Annotated in this window: 14 protein-coding genes; 7 read left to right on the top strand and 7 right to left on the bottom strand. The window is 71.3% G+C overall.

Annotated features, from left to right (window positions below; translation table 11 throughout):
- Positions 1-21: 21 nt before the first annotated feature.
- From WIS52_RS28245 to WIS52_RS28235, 3 genes are read right to left on the bottom strand one after another with little or no spacing between them, the layout of a single operon-like run.
- Positions 22-780, bottom strand: coding sequence for a fumarylacetoacetate hydrolase family protein (locus WIS52_RS28245; RefSeq protein WP_349301443.1), 759 nt, complete (start codon positions 778-780; stop codon positions 22-24).
- A gap of 4 nt (positions 781-784) precedes the next feature.
- Positions 785-3,754: an FAD-binding and (Fe-S)-binding domain-containing protein gene (locus WIS52_RS28240; protein WP_349301442.1), complete on the bottom strand. Its 2,970-nt coding sequence runs from the start codon at positions 3,752-3,754 to the stop codon at positions 785-787.
- Between the two features lie 52 nt (positions 3,755-3,806).
- Entirely contained in the window at positions 3,807-4,973 is a 1,167-nt protein-coding gene (locus WIS52_RS28235; protein ID WP_349301441.1) for a pyridoxal-phosphate-dependent aminotransferase family protein, read from the bottom strand.
- 232 nt (positions 4,974-5,205) lie between these two features.
- Between WIS52_RS28235 and WIS52_RS28230 the strand changes: the two genes are divergently transcribed.
- Positions 5,206-6,609, top strand: a complete 1,404-nt coding sequence (locus WIS52_RS28230; RefSeq protein ID WP_349301440.1) for an SLC13 family permease — start codon at positions 5,206-5,208, stop codon at positions 6,607-6,609.
- Between the two features lie 69 nt (positions 6,610-6,678).
- On the opposite strand, the gene WIS52_RS28225 is transcribed toward WIS52_RS28230, so the two are convergent.
- Both WIS52_RS28225 and WIS52_RS28220 read right to left on the bottom strand, forming a co-directional pair.
- Complete coding sequence (locus WIS52_RS28225; protein WP_349301439.1) at positions 6,679-7,425, bottom strand: GntR family transcriptional regulator; 747 nt, start codon at positions 7,423-7,425, stop codon at positions 6,679-6,681.
- A 175-nt stretch (positions 7,426-7,600) separates the two neighbouring features.
- Positions 7,601-9,052 carry a GntP family permease gene (locus WIS52_RS28220; RefSeq protein WP_349301550.1) on the bottom strand — a complete coding sequence of 484 codons (1,452 nt, stop codon included), beginning with the start codon at positions 9,050-9,052 and terminating at the stop codon, positions 7,601-7,603.
- A 322-nt stretch (positions 9,053-9,374) separates the two neighbouring features.
- Here WIS52_RS28220 and WIS52_RS28215 point away from each other — a divergent pair, with 322 nt between their 5' ends.
- The 3 genes from WIS52_RS28215 (at position 9,375) to WIS52_RS28205 (ending at position 12,875) form a co-directional block, all read left to right on the top strand.
- Positions 9,375-10,550 (top strand): CaiB/BaiF CoA transferase family protein, encoded by a 1,176-nt coding sequence (locus WIS52_RS28215; RefSeq protein WP_349301438.1) that lies wholly within the window; start codon positions 9,375-9,377, stop codon positions 10,548-10,550.
- Positions 10,550-11,317, top strand: coding sequence for an enoyl-CoA hydratase (locus WIS52_RS28210; RefSeq protein WP_349301437.1), 768 nt, complete (start codon positions 10,550-10,552; stop codon positions 11,315-11,317). The genes WIS52_RS28215 and WIS52_RS28210 overlap by 1 nt, the downstream gene beginning before the upstream one ends.
- Positions 11,318-11,720: 403 nt before the next feature.
- Positions 11,721-12,875, top strand: a complete 1,155-nt coding sequence (locus WIS52_RS28205; protein ID WP_349301436.1) for a C40 family peptidase — start codon at positions 11,721-11,723, stop codon at positions 12,873-12,875.
- A gap of 87 nt (positions 12,876-12,962) precedes the next feature.
- Here the strand turns inward: WIS52_RS28205 and galT are convergent, their stop codons facing one another.
- Positions 12,963-14,045, bottom strand: coding sequence for a galactose-1-phosphate uridylyltransferase (galT, locus tag WIS52_RS28200; protein ID WP_349301435.1), 1,083 nt, complete (start codon positions 14,043-14,045; stop codon positions 12,963-12,965).
- Positions 14,042-14,827, bottom strand: a complete 786-nt coding sequence (locus WIS52_RS28195) for a DeoR/GlpR family DNA-binding transcription regulator (protein WP_379611894.1) — start codon at positions 14,825-14,827, stop codon at positions 14,042-14,044. Before WIS52_RS28195 ends, galT begins: the two co-directional genes overlap by 4 nt.
- 306 nt (positions 14,828-15,133) lie before the next feature.
- Here WIS52_RS28195 and WIS52_RS28190 point away from each other — a divergent pair, with 306 nt between their 5' ends.
- From WIS52_RS28190 to WIS52_RS28180, 3 genes are read left to right on the top strand one after another with little or no spacing between them, the layout of a single operon-like run.
- Positions 15,134-16,819, top strand: a complete 1,686-nt coding sequence (locus WIS52_RS28190; RefSeq protein ID WP_349301434.1) for a sodium:solute symporter family protein — start codon at positions 15,134-15,136, stop codon at positions 16,817-16,819.
- A gap of 19 nt (positions 16,820-16,838) precedes the next feature.
- Entirely contained in the window at positions 16,839-17,165 is a 327-nt protein-coding gene (locus WIS52_RS28185) for a hypothetical protein (protein WP_349301433.1), read from the top strand.
- Positions 17,166-17,181: 16 nt separating this feature from the next.
- A complete protein-coding gene (locus WIS52_RS28180) occupies positions 17,182-17,808 on the top strand; it encodes an IMPACT family protein (protein WP_349301432.1) in 627 nt (208 codons plus the stop codon).
- Positions 17,809-17,810: the final 2 nt, after the last annotated feature.

Raw genomic sequence — 17,810 nt, 5'->3', positions numbered from 1 at the left:
TTTCTACAGGGTCGGGGAGGATCAGTCGCGCAGGGCGACCGGGTTGCTGAGGGCACCGATTCCGGCGATCTCGACGGTCACCCGGTCACCCGGCGCCATCGGGCCGACGCCGGCCGGGCTGCCGGTGAGGACCACATCGCCGGGGTGCAGGGTGAACCAGCGGGTCACCCAGGCCAGGATCGCCGGTACGGGGAAGATCATCTGGCCGGTGTCGGAGTCCTGGACCGTCGTGTCGCCGAGCCGGGTGGCCAGCGCCAGCGGTCCCAGGTCGGGCTCGGTCTCGATCCACGGTCCGAGCGGGCAGAAGGTGTCCGCGCTCTTCGCGCGCGACCATTGCCCGTCGGCCCGCCAGTCGTGCGCGGTGACGTCGTTGGCGCAGGTGAAGCCGTAGACGTGCGCCATCGCGTTCTCCTCGGTGAGGCAGCGGGCGACGCTGCCGATCACCACGGCGAGCTCGCCCTCGTACTCCAGCCGCTCGACCTCGCGCGGGTGCTGGATCGGAACACCCGGCCCGACGACGGAGTTCGGCGCCTTGAGGAACATCGCCGGCTGAACCGGCATGTCGCGCCCCTTCTCGGCGACCTGGCATGCGTAGTTGCTGCCGATGCACACGATCGTGCGCGGGTCACATGGCGCGGCCAGCACCAGGTCGTCGAGCCGCCCGAGTACCGAGGGACCGCCTCCGGCCGGGTCGAGTGCATGGACGACGTCTCCGTCCGGGCCGGCCTCGATGCGACCGGCCCGGATGCCGTCTGTGGTCTCGACCCGGACGACGCGCACGGTGTCAGCCCCGCTCGGGAGCAGCGACGGCGCCGCTGAGCGCCTGGCGGACGAGCTCGAGCGGGTGCCAGGCGGTGCGTCCGACGCCGTGGAAGATCTGCTGCCGGCAGGACACACCGGTCGCCGCGACGAGGGTGTTCTCCGGCTCGGACTCGATGGCCGGGAAGAGCCGGTCCCGGCCGACCGTCATCGAGGTCTCGTAGTGCTCGGCCTCGAATCCGAACGAGCCCGCCATCCCGCAGCATCCCGAGTCGATCTCGGCGACCTCCAGTCCCGGGATCCGGCGCAGCAGCGCCATCGTCGCGGCGGTACCGACCTCGGCCTTCTGGTGGCAGTGGCCGTGGAACACCACGCGCCGACCGGACAGCCACGACTGCTGCGGCAGCGTGATCCGGCCGTCGTCGATGGCCTCGACGAGCAGCTCCTCGACCTGCCGGACCCGCTCCGCGACGGCCGACACCTCGGGCACGTCCGGGAGCATGGACAGCGTCTCGTCGCGCAGGGTGAACACGCACGAGGGTTCGCAGCCCACTATCGGCGAGCCGGGCTCGGTGTTCCGGGCCAGCGAGGTGACCAGGCCCTCGGCCTTGCGCTTCGCGTCGTCGAGCATGCCCTTGGACAGGCTGGACCGGCCACAGCACCCGCCGCTGGCGAGCTCGACCTTCCAGCCCGCCTCCTCCAGCAGCTCGATCGCCGCCCGGCCGATGTGCGGCTCGGTGTAGGTGGTGAACGAGTCGGCGAGCCAGTTGACCGTCCCGACCGTGCCGGTCGGCGACCGGCGCGCGCCCCGCCTGCGGTCCCAGCGCACGAGGTTGTTCCGGACGAACTCGGGCATCGGCCGCTCGGCCTTGATCCCGACCGTCCGCTCCATGATCTTGCGCAGCGGTCCGATGCGGCCCGGCAGGTTCGACAGCGGAGCGGTCGCCGAACCCATCCGGTTCAGGAACCGGATCGCGCCGAAGATGCGCGAACGGAACGGGGTGCCGTGCTGGGAGTGGTGGTGGTGCAGCGCCTCGACCTTGAGCGAGGCCATGTCGACGCTCATCGGGCACTCGGCCTTGCACGCCTTGCAGCCGAGACAGAGGTCCAGGATCTCGTGCAGCCGTTCGTCCCCGAGGGCCTTCGCCGGGTCGGGCTCGGACAACGCCTTGACCAGGGCGTTGGCCCGGCCGCGGGTGGAGTGCTCCTCCTGCAACGTCGCCTGGTACGACGGGCACATCACGCCGGCCGTGGTCTTGCGGCAGAGCCCGATGTTCATGCAGCGGTCTGCGGCGTCGCGCATCCCGCCGCCGCCGACCACCTCGAACGACAGCGCGGTCGTCAGCGGCGGGGCGGGCGGCAGCGCGTCGCGGTCCCGGAGGTTGTCGGTCATCGGCGGCGCATCGACGATCTTGCCGGGGTTCATGATCCCGGCCGGGTCGAAGAGCTGCTTGACCTGGCGCATCGCCTCGTACAGCTCGTCGCCGAAGACCTCCCGGTTGAACTCCGAGCGGGCCAGGCCGTCGCCGTGCTCGCTGGAGTTCACGCCGCCGTACTCGGCGACCAGGTCCTTGATCTTCTTCGCGACGACCCGCATGGTCTCGACCTGCTCGGGGTCGGTCAGGTCGACGAACGGACGGATGTGCAGGCATCCGACCGAGCAGTGCCCGTAGAAACCCGCCTCGAGGCCGTGCTCGTCCAGGACGTCCTTGAACTTCGCGGTGTACTCCGCGAGGTACTCCGGCGCGACCGCGGTGTCCTCGATGAACGCCAGCGGTCGCTTGGTGCCCTCGCCGGCCGCCATCAGCAGCCCCAGGCTGGACTTGCGCACCTTCAGCAGCGCCGCCTGCTCGGCCGGCGTCACCAGCTTGAGAGTGTGGTAGCCGTGGCCGTTGCGCTCCCAGATCTCGATCAGCGCATCGACCTTCGTGATGAGCTCGGCCTCGTCGTCACCGGAGAAGGAGACGAACAGCAGCGCCTCCGGGTCACCGACCATGTGGTTGCCCAGGTCGGCGTACTCGATCTTGCTCCGGGACAGGTCCAGGATCGTCTTGTCCATCAGCTCGACCTGGTGCGGTGAGCAGCTCAGCGCGTCCGTGGTCGCCGAGATGGCGCCGTGGGTGGTCGCGAAGTGCCCGACCGCGTAGACCGTCTTCTTCGGCTTGGGGACCAGGTCGACCACGACCCTGGTCGCGAGGACCAGGGTCCCCTCGGCGCCGACGACGAACTTCGCCAGGTCGAACGGGTTGGCGGCGCCGTAGCCGGCCAGCCGGTCGAGCCGGTAGCCGCAGGCCCGCCGCCAGAAGATCGGCATGCCCTCGGCGATGGCCTTCTCGTGCGCGGTGACGAGCTCCGGGAGCTCCCGGTAGATCCGCCCCTCCAGGGTGGCCGCCTCGCCGCGGCGCACCCGCTCGGGCTCGTCGACCGGCTCCAGCCGCGCGGTCGACCCGTCCGAGAGGACCACGTCGAGCGCCCGGATGTGGTCGATCGTCATCCCGAACGTCAGCGAGCCGCTGCCGGCGGAGTTGTTGCCCAGCATCCCGCCGATCGTGGCCCGGTTGCTGGTGGAGGTGTCCGGACCGAACATCAGCCCGTGTACGGCCGCGGCCTTGTTCAGCTGGTCCTGCACCACCCCGACCTCGACCACGGCCGTGCGGGCCTCCGGGTCGATGTCGATGATCCGGTTCATGTGCCGCGAGGTGTCGAGGACCAGACCCGGGCCGATGGTCTGCCCGACGAGGCTGGTCCCCGCGCCGCGCGGCACGACCGGGACACCGAACTTCGCGGCGATCCGGACCGCGGCCGCGACGTCGGAGTGTGTCCGGGGGAAGACGACGCCCTGCGGCACGATCGAGTACATGCTCGCGTCGCGGGAGAACAGGTGGCGGGTGTAATCGTCGAACGCGACCTCACCCGTCACCTGCTCCCGGAGTGCCGCCTCCAGTCCGGACACGGCGGGGAGCGGACGGGCCGTCCCGGTCAGTTCGGCAGTCATCGATCGGTCCTTTCGCGACGGTGCGGAGGAATGTGGTGGTCCGCCGGGTGTGTCAGGCCTCGCCGAGGACGTCCAGCGCGGCCTGCAGACCACGCGGGTCCGCAGGCAGCCCGGAGAGCTTCAGGCCCATCTGCACGCCGGCGAGGGTCCCCGCGAGCGTCAGGTCGTTGAAGGCACCCAGGTGCCCGATGCGGAAGATCCGGCCGGCGAGCTTGCCGAGACCTGCGCCGAGGGACATGTCGAAGCGGTCCAGGATGAGCGCGCGGACCTTGTCGGCGTCGGCGTCGGCGGGCACCAGGACGGCGGTCAGCGCGCCGGAGTACTCGCGCTCGTCGAGCGCCAGGACCTCCAGACCCCAGCCCCGGACCGCGGCGCGGGTGGCGGCGGCGTGCCGGGCGTGCCGGGCGAAGACGTTCTCCAGGCCCTCGTCGTCGAGCAGCCGCAGGGCCTCCTTCAGCCCGTACATCAGGTTCGTGTTCGGGGTGTAGGGGAAGAAGCCGCGCTCGTTGGCGGCGAGCATCGGCGCCCAGTCCCAGAAGGTCTTGGGGAGCTTCGCGGACTTCGACGCCTCGATCGCCTTGTCGCTGATCGCGTTGAAGCTCATGCCGGGCGGCAGCATGAGGCCCTTCTGCGACCCGGCGACGGTGACGTCGACGCCCCACTCGTCGTGCCGGTAGTCGATCGACCCCAGCGAGGAGATGGTGTCGACCAGCAGCAGCGCGGGGTGGTCCGCGGCGTCGATCGCGGCCCGGATCTCCGGGATCCGGCTCGTCACGCCGGTCGAGGTCTCGTTGTGCACCACGCACACGGCCTTGATGGTGTGCCCGGTGTCCGCCGCGAGCTTCTCGGCGACGGCCTCCGGGCTGGCTCCGTGCCGCCAGTCGCCCGGGACGAAGTCGACCTCGAGCCCGAAGCTGCGGGCCAGCTCCTGCCAGAGGGTGGCGAAGTGCCCGGTCTCGAAGGCCAGCACCGTGTCGCCAGGGTTCAGGGTGTTGACCAGTGCGGCCTCCCACGCTCCGGTGCCCGTCGCGGGGTACATGACCACCGGGTTCGTGGTGCCGAACACCGGCTTGATGTCCCGGAGGAGCTCCGCGCCCAGCTCGCCGAACTCCGGACCCCGGTGGTCCATCGTCGCTGCCGACATCGCCCTCAGCACCGAGTCCGGGACGTTGGTGGGGCCCGGGATCTGCAGGAAGTGGCGGCCTGCCGCGTACGTCATGTGGTCCTCCAGCTCGACACTGAGCGGTTCCGCATCGCGGAACCACGATCTCGCTCGTCGACGGTATACCGTCTACCGAACTTCGTCGAGCCCCTTGACCACGGCCTGTGAGCCATCCAATATTGCGAATCGGAACCGTTGTGTCGCGATGCGGAAACTTTCGTCGGATCGACTCCGCACGACGTCGCGCACCCCTTCTGCGTCATCGCCGACCCCGGAGGCAGGCAGACCGATGTCCGTCCAACTGATCACAGTCGTCGCACTCGCACTGATCTTCCTGATAGCCACGATCCTCCCGGTCCACATGGGAGCACTCGCCTTCGTCGCCGCCTTCATCGTGGGAACCGTGTTCCTCGGCGAGGACACCGAAACGATCGTCTCCGGGTTCCCCGGCGATCTCTTCGTCATCCTCGTCGGCGTCACCCTGCTGTTCGCCATAGCGAAGGGGAACGGCACGGTCGACCGGGTCGTGCAGCTCGCGGTGCGGGCCGTCGGTGGCCGCATCGCCCTCATCCCATGGGTGATGTTCCTGGTCACCGCCGTGCTCACGGCCGCGGGCGCGGTGGTGCCGGCCGCCGTCGCGATCATCGCGCCGATCGGCATGGGCTTCGCGCTGAGGTACCGCATCAACCCGATGTTGATGGGTCTGCTCATCATCAACGGCGCCAGCGCCGGTGGGTTCTCACCGATCAGCATCTTCGGCAGCATCGTCAACGGTGTGGTCGGCCGGAACGCGCTGCCGAGCAGCCCGCTGCTGCTGTTCGCCTCGTCGTTCGTGTTCAACCTGCTGCTCAGCATCGTGGTCTTCTTCCTCTTCGGAGGCCGCGAACTCCTGCAGCGTTCCGCCGTGCAGGTGGCCTCCGGCCGGACGGTCGCCGTCGCGGCCGAGCCGGCCACGTCGGTCGCGCTGGGTGGTGGCGGAGCTCCCCACCACCCGGAGAGCTCGCCCTCCGGAGGGACCACGACCGGCGGTGACGGCGGCGCCGCTGGATCCCCCGCCTCCGACGGCCCGGCCACGGACGAGCCCGACAGCGGGTCGCTCAACCGCGACCACGTCTTCACCCTCATCGGCCTGGCCGGTCTGGCCGTCGGCGCGCTGGCCTTCGGGCTCGACGTCGGATTCACCGCCCTCACCGTCGCGGCGATCCTGTCGCTGATCTCCCCGAACTCGGCCAAGGCCGCCGTCGGTCAGGTCGCGTGGCCGACCGTGCTGCTGATCTGCGGGATCGTGACGTTCGTGTCGCTCATGGAGCGGGCCGGCACGATCGACTGGCTCGGCAACCTGGTGACGATGATCGGCTCGCCACTGCTGGCCGCGATCCTCATCTGCCTCATCGGTGCGATCGTGTCCGCGTTCGCCTCGACGACCGGTATCCTCGGTGCGCTGATCCCCCTGGCGGTGCCGTTCCTGCTGGCCGGGGAGATCGGTCCGGTGGGACTGATCATCGCGCTGGCGATCTCCTCCTCGGTCGTGGACTCCTCGCCGTTCTCCACCAGCGGCGCGCTGGTCGTGGCGAACTCGCCGGCGGATCAGAACGACAGGGTGTTCCGCGGTCTGATGATCTGGGGCTTCAGCATGTGCGCCGTGGCGCCGCTGCTCACCTGGCTGTTCTTCGTGGTGCCCGGCTGGGGCTGAGCGACGCGTGTGCCGATGAGCCCCGCACCGCCACCGTGCGGGGCTCATCCGTGCGCGGGCGCGGGGGGATCAGTCGTGCAGAGCCGGGTGGAGTCGGCGCTCGGCGAGCCATTCCTCGGACTCGGGACTGCCACCGTCGAGCTTCTCGATCACGTTGAGCAGGAAGGACGTGTGCCCGTGCTCGGCCAGGGCGCGCTCGGCCTCGATCGGATCGCCGGCCTCGACGACGGCGAGCAGCTCGCGGTGCCGCTCGACGTTCTGCAGCAGGCTCTCCCGGTCCCGCGCGGTGCGGTTGAGCGCCATGCACAGCTGCATCTGCAGCGAGAGCGACCGGTAGGCATCGGTCAGCCGGGTGTGCCCGGCCAGCGCCACGATCTCCAGGTGGAAGTCGAACTTGCGCTGCAGGAAGTGGCTCTCGTCGGCGGCCGACCCCGCCTCCTCGAACGCCCGCAGGGCGTCGTGGCAGCGGACCAGCCGAGCCGGGTCCCGCACCGGAACGGCCAGCCGCACCGCGAGGGACTCCAGGTCCTCGCGGAGCGTCACGATCTCGAACACGTCGTGCCGGGTCAGCGTGCGCACGGACGCGCCACGACGAGCGTGCGGCACGACCAGCCCCTCGTGCGCGAGGCGCTGTAACGCCTCGCGCAACGGCGGCCGGGACACCCCCAGCCGATCGGTCAGCCGGGCCTCGACCAGTCGCTCGCCGAGGCCGAGCTCGCCGGAGAAGATCATGCCGCGGAGCGCGTCCGCAGCCAGGTCGGCCATGCTGGGCGGGGCCGTGATCCGGCCGTCGGGACCCGAGTCCAGCACGGACACGGCGATCACCCCTTCTCGGTCTGCGCGGTATACGGTACATCAATCTCGATGGCATCCTGGCGCACGTCGCGGGGACGGCTCCGGCTGCGGCCCGTGTCCCACCCCGCGAGACGACGGGGCCCCGGTCCGCGCAGCGAGCCGGCCGATGCGCGGACCGGGGCCGGGACGGCGGGTATCAGATCACCCCGAGCGCCCAGAGTGCGACGACACCGGCCATCGAGAAGATGCCGCCGACGAACGTGACCCCGCCGAAACTGATCAGCGCATTGCGCAGGTTCATCCGGGACAGCGACATGCAGACCCAGAAGTAGCTCGAGTTCACGTACTTGATGATCACTGAACCGCAGGCACCCGAGAGCATCGCGGCCTCCGGGGACAACCCGAGGGTCGTCAGCATCGGCGCGGTCAGTGAGGCCGCGGTGATGACGCCGACCGTCGTCGACCCGGTGATCATGTTGGCGAGCACGCCGAGCACGAACGGCAGGAAGATCGCCGGAATACCGATCGCCAGCGTGCGCTCGGCGATCACGTCGACCGCCGGCGTCGCGCGGAGCAGCTGGCTCAGGGCACCGCCCAGCCCGGTGACCATGATGATCATGGCCGAGTCGCGCAGGGACCTCTCGACCCAGGTGTCCTTGAGCGTCTTCGTCTCGGTCACGGTGCGCGTGCGCCATGCCATCACGTAGGCGACGAGCACACCGATCCCGAGCGCGAAGACCGGCCAGCCGACGAAGCTCAGACCGCTGTGCAGGGCCGTGCCCTCCTCGAGCACGAAGTTGCCCACCGAGCTCGCGCCGATCAGCACCAGCGGGATCATGATCGGCGCGTAGGCCCACCCCAGGGACGGCATCCGGTGCTCCGAACTCACGCCGTCGCCGTCGCCGTCGCCGTCACCGCTGCTGCTGTCGTCGCCGCCATCGGCACCGCCACCGCCGCTGCCACTGTTACCGCCGCTGCGACCGGCGCCGGCCTTCGCCGTGACGAACTCCTCGGACGGCGCCGACCAGATCCGGGTGCCGATGATCCGGGCGTAGAAGTAGCCCGCGATCGACCCGACCAGCGTGACCAGCGATCCGTAGATGATCAGCAGGCCGAGGTCCGCATCGACGATCGCCGCAGCCGCGATCGGACCCGGAGTCGGCGGGACGACCGCGTGGGTGAGCTGCATCGACCCGACGAGACCCGTCGCCATCAGCGCCATGCTGGCGCGCGCCTCGATGGCCGAGACGTGCACCAGCGGGTTGAGGATGACGTAGCCGACGTCGGAGAAGACCGCGAGCCCGACGACGAAACCGGCGAGAGTGAGTGCCAGCGGCATGCGCGACTTGCCGACGATCCGCATCATCGAGCGGGTGATCCGTTCGACCGCACCGCTGTGACGAAGCGCCTCGCCGATCATCGTACCGAGCACGATGATCACCGCGATCGACTGGATCGTACTGCCGAACCCGCTCTCGAACGCCTCGATGAACACGGCCGTGTCGATGGTCGGAACGAACGCGAACAACAGGATCGGCAGGAGCAGCGCGATGAAGACGTGCCACTTGTATCGCGCGATGAGCAGGAGCAGAACCACGATGATCGAGGCGAACCCGAGTATCGCGACTACTGGGTTGTCGGTGACCACTTCTTCCAAGACGCCATCGTCCTTCCGCACACTGCGGCCGGTCGTTCAGGGCGTCGGGCAACCCGAACGACTCTGACCGGGTAATTTCGCATGGTGGAATCCCTGCTCCACTTGACGGAACGCTAGGAGCCGAGTGTGAGCCACGTCAACGCCTGCGATCCGCCGATCACCGCCGAAGGGGACGACGAACCCGGTCGGCACCTTCGCGACACGCCGCCGTGAGCAGGGCGGAAGCACCGGGGACCGAGAGGATGACCTTGAGTCCGATTCGTACTCATGTATACCGTATCGGAGCAATGTCCCGGAGATGAGGAGTTCACGAGTGACCGCTGCAGCTCCCCTGGCCGGCGTGCTCGTCCTGGAGGTCGGCGCGTTCATGGCGGCCCCCTTCGCCACCATGCAGCTCGCCGACCTGGGGGCCCGGGTCGTCAAGGTCGAGCCACCGGGCTCCGGCGACCCCACCCGCGCCGCCGGCCCGTTCCTCGACGGCGAGAGCTCGCCGTTCCTGCGGATGAACCGGAACAAGGAGTCGGTCGTCCTCGACCTGAAGTCCACACCGGACCGCGACGCGTTCCTCGCGCTCGTCGACCGGGCAGACGTCCTGGTCGAGAACCTGCGCCCGGGCGCGATGGCGCGCCTCGGCCTGGGCTACGAGGAGCTCGCCGCCCGCCGTCCCGAGCTGGTCTACGCCTCGGCGTCGGGTTGGGGGCAGGACGGGCCGGCCGCCGGACGGGCCGGGCTGGACATCATGGCGCAGGCCGCGAGCGGCTTGATGAGCGTCACCGGCGACGCCGACGGCGACCCGGTGAAGGTCGGCGTGCCGGTGTGCGACCTGGTCACCGCGCTCTACGTGGCACTGGCCGTCACCGCGGCGCTGCGCGAGCGGGACCGCTCCGGGCAGGGCCAGTACATCGACGTCTCGCTACTGGAGTCCGGAGTGTCGCTGGCGGTGTGGGAGTCGGGTATGTACTTCGGCGACAGTGAGGTCCCCGGCCGGCAGGGCTCCGCTCACCAGCGCTACGCCCCCTACCAGGCGGTGCGCACCGGTGACGGGTACGTGACGGTCGGCGCGAACACCACCCGGCTGTGGACGGCGTTCTGCACCGCGCTCGGGTTGGCCGATCTGGAGCACGACCCGCGGTTCGCCGGGAACGCGGACCGGCTGCGGAACCGGACGGAGCTGATCGGGCTGATCGAGCGAGTCACCGCGAAACTGACGACCGCCGAGGTGCGGGCCACTCTCGACGCCGCGGGAGTCCCGTGCGCCGCCATCGCCGGCTACGACGACGTGTTCACCGACCCGACCCTGACCGAGCGGGACTACCTGTGGGACGCGCCGCACCCGGCGCTCGGGTCGGTCCGCCAGCTCGGCTCGCCGATGCGGTTCTCCCGCACCCCGGCCCGTCGCGGGCATGCCGGCCCCCCGCTCGGCTCCTCGACCGCGGACGTCCTCGCCGAGATCGCCACCCCGCCCCCGAACAGCCCGGAGATGTCCTGATGAGCGATGTCGGCACCGATCTCGACGGCCGTGTCCTCACGGTCACCTTCCGCCGTCCCGCCCAGCGCAACGCGCTGACCTGGGAGATGTACGACGGCCTGGTCGCAGCCTGCGAGCGCGCGGACGACGACGACGCGGTGCGGGTGCTCGTCGTGCGCGGGGAGGGCGGCAAGGCGTTCGTCGCGGGCACCGACATCGGCCAGTTCGCCGCCTTCACCTCCGGCGCGGACGGCATCGACTACGAGCACCGGGTCACCGCGATCCTGGACCGGATCCGCGCGGTGAGCGTGCCGACGGTGTCAGCGGTGCAGGGCTGGTGCGTCGGCGGCGGCCTGGGCATCGCGTGCGCCACCGACCTGCGGATCGCGACCCCGGACTCCCGGTTCGGCGTGCCGATCGCCCGCACGCTGGGCAACTGCCTCTCGGCCCGGACGCTGGACCTGCTCGTGGAGACACTGGGCCGCCCGCTCACCGCGGACCTGCTGCTGACCGCACGGATGCTGGAGGTCGGCGAGGCCCGGCACGTGCCCGGCTTCCTGCACGCTGTCGTCGACGACCTCGACGCCGGGCTGGCCGAGCTGACCGCGCGGCTGGTCTCCGGGGCGCCGCTGACGATCTGGGCGACGAAGGAGCTGCTGCGCGCGCGGGAGTCCGCCGGGACGCCGGACGACAGCGAGGTCGTCGCGCGGGTGTACGGCTCCGACGACTTCCGGGGCGCCGTCGCGGCGTTCGGGGAGGGCCGGCGTCCGGAGTGGACGGGCCGCTGAGCGGACGGCCCCCGACGTTGCGGTCCGCACCCCTGTGCAATGATCGCGTTGCGAGGTAGCTCACTGCTCCTTCCGGGCGCGTACTCGCTGCGACGAACGGATCTTCACCCACTCGCTTCGACCGTTCACCGCGCCGTTCACCGTGCGACCACTCGAATGGACTACTTCGTCCACCGTTCGGCGGCACGGCCGTGCGCGGATCGCGCAGGACGCACCGTTCGTCGCATGTGCACCTCCCCCGCCCACGCCCGAATCACGGACCGGTTACGGTCGCTGTGCTGGTCGGCGAGATGTCGGCTGGTGCGCCTGGTCGGCCGTCCGAGCCCCGCCCGCCGACACTCCCCCTGGCGCCCACCAGCACGCGGCGGGGACGGGCACGCGCCCGTGGCGGCGAGGACCCCCGATGACCACTGCACTGAATCCGGCCACGGCCCCCACGGCCGCGACCGACGCCTATCCCGTGGCGGTGCCCCGGCGCCGCCGCGACCGCGACGCGACCGCCGGCATCTCCGCCGCCGAGCTGCTCGCCCGGTACTCCGAGGCGGGCTTCGACGCCCCGGCCACCGGTGGCCGCCGCGCGACCCGGACCGCCGGGCCCGGCGGGTTCGGCCCGGCCACCGAGCGGATCGGCGCGCCCCTGGCGGTACCGGCCCCCGCCGGCCCGCACTCCGACGGCCCGCACTCGGACGACACCGTCGTCTCCCGGGACGTCCCGGCCGGCCTCGCGCCGGTCGGTCTCCTCCGCGGCGGCGGCACCGGCGGCACCGGCGGCACCGGTCCTTTCGGCAGCAACCCGCGTGCCGTCGTCGCGACCATGTCCGCCACGCTGGTCGGCGCGACCGCCGTCATGGGCGTGGTGACCGCGATCGGCAGCCCCGGCGAGCAGACCACCGCCGACGCCCAGCCCGGCGTCGACCTCACCGGCGCCTCCGGCGAGGCGACCATGGCGCTCTCGGTCCCGGCGGCCGGCGCCGAGCAGGGCGGCCCGGGCGCCAGCGAGGCCGCGGCGGCCCTGGGCTCCGGCATCGAGCAGGTCACCTCGGTCGTGCCCGAGGTGTTCGAGCAGGCCGACGCCGCCAGCATCGCCGCCGTCGCCCGCGAGGAGGCCGAGCAGGAGGCGGCCGAGCTCCGGGAGAGCGCGGGGCGCACCGACGGAGCCGGCAGCGGGACCACCGACGGCGCCGGAGCGTCCGCCGGGTCGTCGAGCGGCACGGCGGGCATGCAGGCCCTCGCGGCCGCCACCAGCCAGCTCGGCAAGCCCTACGCCTGGGGCGCGACCGGTCCCAGCGCGTTCGACTGCTCCGGGCTGATGGTCTGGGCCTTCGAGCAGCTCGGGGTGGACATCCCGCGCACCTCGAGCGCGCAGTCGCAGATGAGCGGCGAGTCGGTGTCCAAGAGCGACCTGCAGCCGGGCGACCTGGTGTTCTTCTACTCCCCGGTCAGCCACGTCGGCCTCTACGCCGGCAACGGCCAGATCCTGCACGCCTCCACCAGCGGCGAGCCGGTGAAGTACTCGAACATCGACGCGATGCCGTTCCACAGCGCGACCCGGGTCTAGCACCCGGCGCAGGAGACATCGAGGCCGGTACCCCTGGGGAGGGGCACCGGCCTCGACGCATGTCCGGGTGGGTTCCTCCGGGTGGGATCAGAGCGCGCGCAGCCGCTCCGCCACGGCCTCGGGCCGCACGTCGGAGATGAACGCCCCGGCCCCCGACTCCGACCCGGCCAGGTACTTGATCTTGCCCGGCGCCCGGCGGACCGAGTGCAGGCGCAGGTGCAGCCGGGCGTCGGCGCGGCCGTCCCCGGGACGCACCGGCGCCTGCTGCCAGGCGGCGACGTAGGGCAGCTCGTCGTCGTAGAGGGCGTCGAGCCGGCGCAGGACGTCCAGGTAGACGAGCCCGAACTCGGCCCGCTGCGCCTCGTCCAGCGCCGGCAGGTCGGGCGTCGGCCGGTGCGGGTACAGGTGCACCTCGACCGGCCAGCGCGCGGCGCGCGGCACGAACGCCGTCCAGTGCTCCCCCGCGACGACGACCCGCTCCCCCGCCCGCTCCCGCGCCAGCAGCACGTCGAACAGGTTCTCCCCGGTCGCCACCCGGTGCGCCGCGACGCGGGAGAGCATCCGCTCCGGGAACGGCGGGACGTAGGGGTAGGCGTAGATCTGGCCGTGCGGGTGCGAGAGCGTCACGCCGATCTCGGCGCCGCGGTTCTCGAACGGGAACACGTACCGCACCCCGGGCCGGGCACCCAGCTCGGCGGTGCGTTGCGCCCAGGCCTCCAGCACCAGCCGCACCCGCTCCGGGGGCAGGCGGACGAACGGCGTGCCGTGGTCGTCGGTGAAGCAGACGACCTCGCAGCGCCCCGCCTCGGGGGCCGGCGCGTCGCCGGTGACCGGCGGCGGTGGAGCACCCGGCGCCGAACCGAACGAGGGGAACCGGTTCTCGAAGGCGACGACGTCGTAGGACGGCGCGGGGATCTCGGTCAGCTTCCCGTCCCGGCTCGGGCACAGTGGACACTGGTCGGGCGGCGGCTGGTAGGTCCGGTCCTGGCGGTGCGCGGCGATGGTGATCCACTCGCCGGCGAGGGCGTCGTAGCGCAGCTCGGAGGCCGGGACGACCCGCGGCAGGTCGCGGTGGTCGACCAGTGCCACCGGGTCCCGCGGCGGCCGGCCGGGCTCGTCGAACCAGAGGATCTCGCGGCCGTCGGCCAGCCGGGTCGGGAGCGGGCTCACGGGCGGGCCACCAGGACGCGGTCCACTTCGCCCTCCAGGATCGCGCGGTCGGCGTCGGCCAGGCCGGAGTCGGTCACCAGCACGTCGGCCTCGTGCAGCTCGGCGATCGTCGAGATCCCGACCGTGCCCCACTTGGTGTGGTCGGCGACGACGACGAGCTGCTGACCGGCGTCGACCAGCGCGCGGTTGGTGTCGCGCTCGGTCAGGTTGGGCGTCGAGAACCCGGCCGCGGCGCTCATCCCGTGCACCCCGAGGAACACGATCTCCAGGTTGAGCGAGCGCAGCGCGGCGATCGCGACCGGGCCGACCAGCGCCTCGGACGGCGTCCGCACCCCGCCGGTGAGGATCACCGTCGTCCCCCGGGACTCCGCGCCCGCGCCGTGCAGCGCCTCGGCGACCGCGAGCGAGTTCGTCACCACGGTCAGCCGCGGCACCCGCGCGAGGCGGTGCGCCAGCCGCCAGGTGGTCGTCCCCGCCGACAGGCCGACGGCCGCCCCGGGTTCCACCAGCGCGGCGGCCGCCGCGGCGATCGCCTCCTTCTCCTCGAGCTCGCGGACCGCCTTGGCCGCGAACTCCGGCTCCTCGGTGGTGTGCTCGCCGATCGCCGTCGCACCGCCGTGGACCTTGTCCACCAGCCGGCGCCGGGCCAGCACGTCCAGGTCGCGCCGGACGGTCATCTCGGAGACGCCGAGGTGCTCGGCCAGCGCGGAGACGCGGACCGCCCCCCTCGAGCGGACCTGCTCCACGATGACCTCACGCCGCTGTTCGGCGAGCAGACTCACCGGCCCATCCCGCCGTTCGCTGTCGTCACCCGCACAGAATGCAACATCTCCGAACGAGGGGCAACGACCTCGACGGTCGATCCACCTGCGGGAACAACGAATGGGCGAAACACTCATTGAGTGAGGGTGTTCACTTCTGTCCGACTCTGAGCTACCTTGTGCGTTGGCTCGCGCAACGTGGCGTCTCGCACCACCGCGCGGACCGGCACACATGTCTCACTGTCGAGGAGTGTCCGAGATGGATCACGGCGATACGGCCCGGGCCCGCGGGGCCGGGGCCCCGCGGAGCCGGTGGGGGGCCACGACATGACGGCGCAGGACGTACTCCGGCTCGACCCGAACCTGGTCGACTACCTGTTGGTCGCCTTCTACTTCGTACTGGTCCTCGGCATCGGCTACGCCGCCCGCCGGTCGGTCTCGTCCAGCCTGGACTTCCTGCTGTCCGGGCGGTCGCTGCCGGCGTGGATCACCGGTCTGGCCTTCATCTCGGCCAACCTGGGCGCGATCGAGCTGATCGGGATGGTCGCCAACGGCGCCCAGTACGGCGTCCCGACCGTGCACTACTACTGGCTGGGCGCCATCCCGGCGATGGTGTTCCTGGGCATCGTGATGATGCCGTTCTACTACGGCTCGAAGGCCCGCAGCGTCCCGGAGTTCCTGCTCAAGCGGTTCAACCGGACCACCCAGCGGATCCAGGCGGTGATCTTCGCGGTCGCCTCGATCCTGATCGCCGGGGTCAACCTGTTCTCGCTCGGCCTCGTGCTCGAGGCGCTGCTCGGCTGGCCGCTGATCGTGGCCGTCCCGGTGGCGGCCGTCGTCGTGCTGGCCTACATCTCGCTCGGCGGGCTGTCCGCCGCCATCTACACCGAGGTCCTGCAGTTCTTCGTGATCCTCGCGCTGCTGATCCCGCTGACCGTCGCCGGGCTGAACCGGATCGGCGGCTGGGACGGTCTGACCCGCGCCGTCACCGAGGGCCCCAGCGGGGGCGCCGACCTCAACGCCTGGCCGGGCACGCCGCTGACCGAGATCACCAACCCGTTCCTGTCCGTGCTGGGCATCGTGTTCGGTCTGGGCTTCGTGCTCTCGTTCGGCTACTGGACGACGAACTTCGCCGAGGTCCAGCGCGCCCTGTCGGCCAAGAGCATGTCGGCCGCGCGCCGGACGCCGATCATCGGTGCGTTCCCGAAGGCGTTGGTCGCGCTGGTCATCGTGACCCCCGGCATGATCGCCGGCATCCTGGTCCCGCAGATCAGCGCGGTGAAGTCCGGCAGCCCCGACGCGGTCGAGGGGATCACCTACAACAACGCGCTGTCGCTGCTGATGAAGGAGGTCCTGCCGAACGGGATCCTCGGCGTCGCGATCGCCGGCCTGCTGGCCGCGTTCATGGCCGGTATGGCGGCGAACATCAGCTCGTTCAACACCGTGTTCACCTACGACATCTGGCAGGACTGGGTCCGCCCGGACCGGCCCGACCGCTACTACCTGCGGATCGGCCGGCTGGTCACGATCATCGGCTGCGTGCTGGCGATCGGCACCGCCTTCATCGCCGCCGGGTCGGCGAACCTGATGGACTACATCCAGTCGCTGTTCAGCTTCTTCAACGCCCCGCTGTTCGCGATCTTCATCCTGGGGCTGTTCTGGAAGCGGATGACCGGGCCGTCGGCGTGGATCGGGCTGCTGTCGGGTACCGCCGCCGCGGTGACCGTCGACATCCTGGTCCGCACCGGGGTCCTCGAGGTCTCGAACCAGGCCGGCAGCTTCCTCGGCGCGATCGCGGCGTTCGTGGTCGGTGTCGGTGTGGCGGGCGCGGTCTCGATGGTGACGGCGCCGAAGCCCGACGCCGAGCTGGCGGGCCTGGTCTGGAGCCTCACCCCGAAGGAGGCGCGCACGCACTCCACCGAGGGCGACGACGCCGGCTGGTACCGCTCGCCGGCGGTGCTCGGTGCTGCGGTGCTGGCCCTGACCGTGGTCCTCTACGTGGTAGTCGGCTGAGCCGGGAGGGATGGACGAGATGACCGATCACACGCACGGCACCGGCGGAGCCGGAGAGTTCGACCCGGACACCGGCGACCGGGCCGGGGCCGACGCCCCGGTCTCGGCGACCGCGACCAACCTGTTCGACCTGCGCTCGGTGATCGCCCTGCTGTTCGGGGTCTACGGCATCGTCCTGCTGATCATGGGGCTGGTCTCCGGGAACGACCCGGAGAACCTGGCCAAGACCGGCGGGACGAACCTCAACCTCGACACCGGCATCGGGATGCTGATCATCGGAGCGCTGTTCGTGCTCTGGGTGTACCTGCGTCCGCTGAAGGTGCCGGTCCCGGCCGGGGAGGAGTGAGGGCTACCCTCGACCCGTGCAGGTGATCGCCCGCGACGGCGTGCACGAGGTCGAGGTCGCCCGCTCCCGGTTCGTCTGCACGGTCCGCCGCGTCGCCGACGTCGACGCGGCGACCGCGGTGATCGACCGGGTCCGCCGGGCCGGGCCGGACGCCACCCACCACTGCACGGCGCTGCGGATCGGTGACCCGGCGACCGGGGCGACGACCGCCCGCAGCAACGACGACGGCGAGCCCTCCGGGACCGCCGGTGTGCCCATGCTGGAGGTGCTCACCCGCCGGGAGCTCACCGACGTCGTCGCGGTGGTGTCGCGCTGGTTCGGCGGGACCAAGCTGGGCGCGGGCGGCCTGGTCCGCGCCTACTCCGGCGCGCTCGCCGAGACCCTGGACGGGCTCGGCACGCTGCGCCGGGTCCGGCACCGGGAGCTGTTGCTCGCGCTGCCGCACGACCGGGCCGGGCGGCTCGAGCACGACCTGCGGAACTCCCCCTACCGGCTGCGCGACGTGATCCACGGGGCCGACGTGACGCTGACCGTCGCCGTCGCGGAGTCCGACGTGGACGACTTCGCGGAGTGGCTGGCCGCGCGCACCGCGGGCAGCGTGGAGACCCTCGACGCCGGCCCGCGCGACCTCTACCTGCCCTGAGC

It is taken from the genome of Pseudonocardia nematodicida, from assembly GCF_040105385.1.
Taxonomy (GTDB): Bacteria; Actinomycetota; Actinomycetes; order Mycobacteriales; family Pseudonocardiaceae; genus Pseudonocardia; species Pseudonocardia nematodicida.
This window is presented reverse-complemented; position numbering and strand designations above follow the sequence as displayed.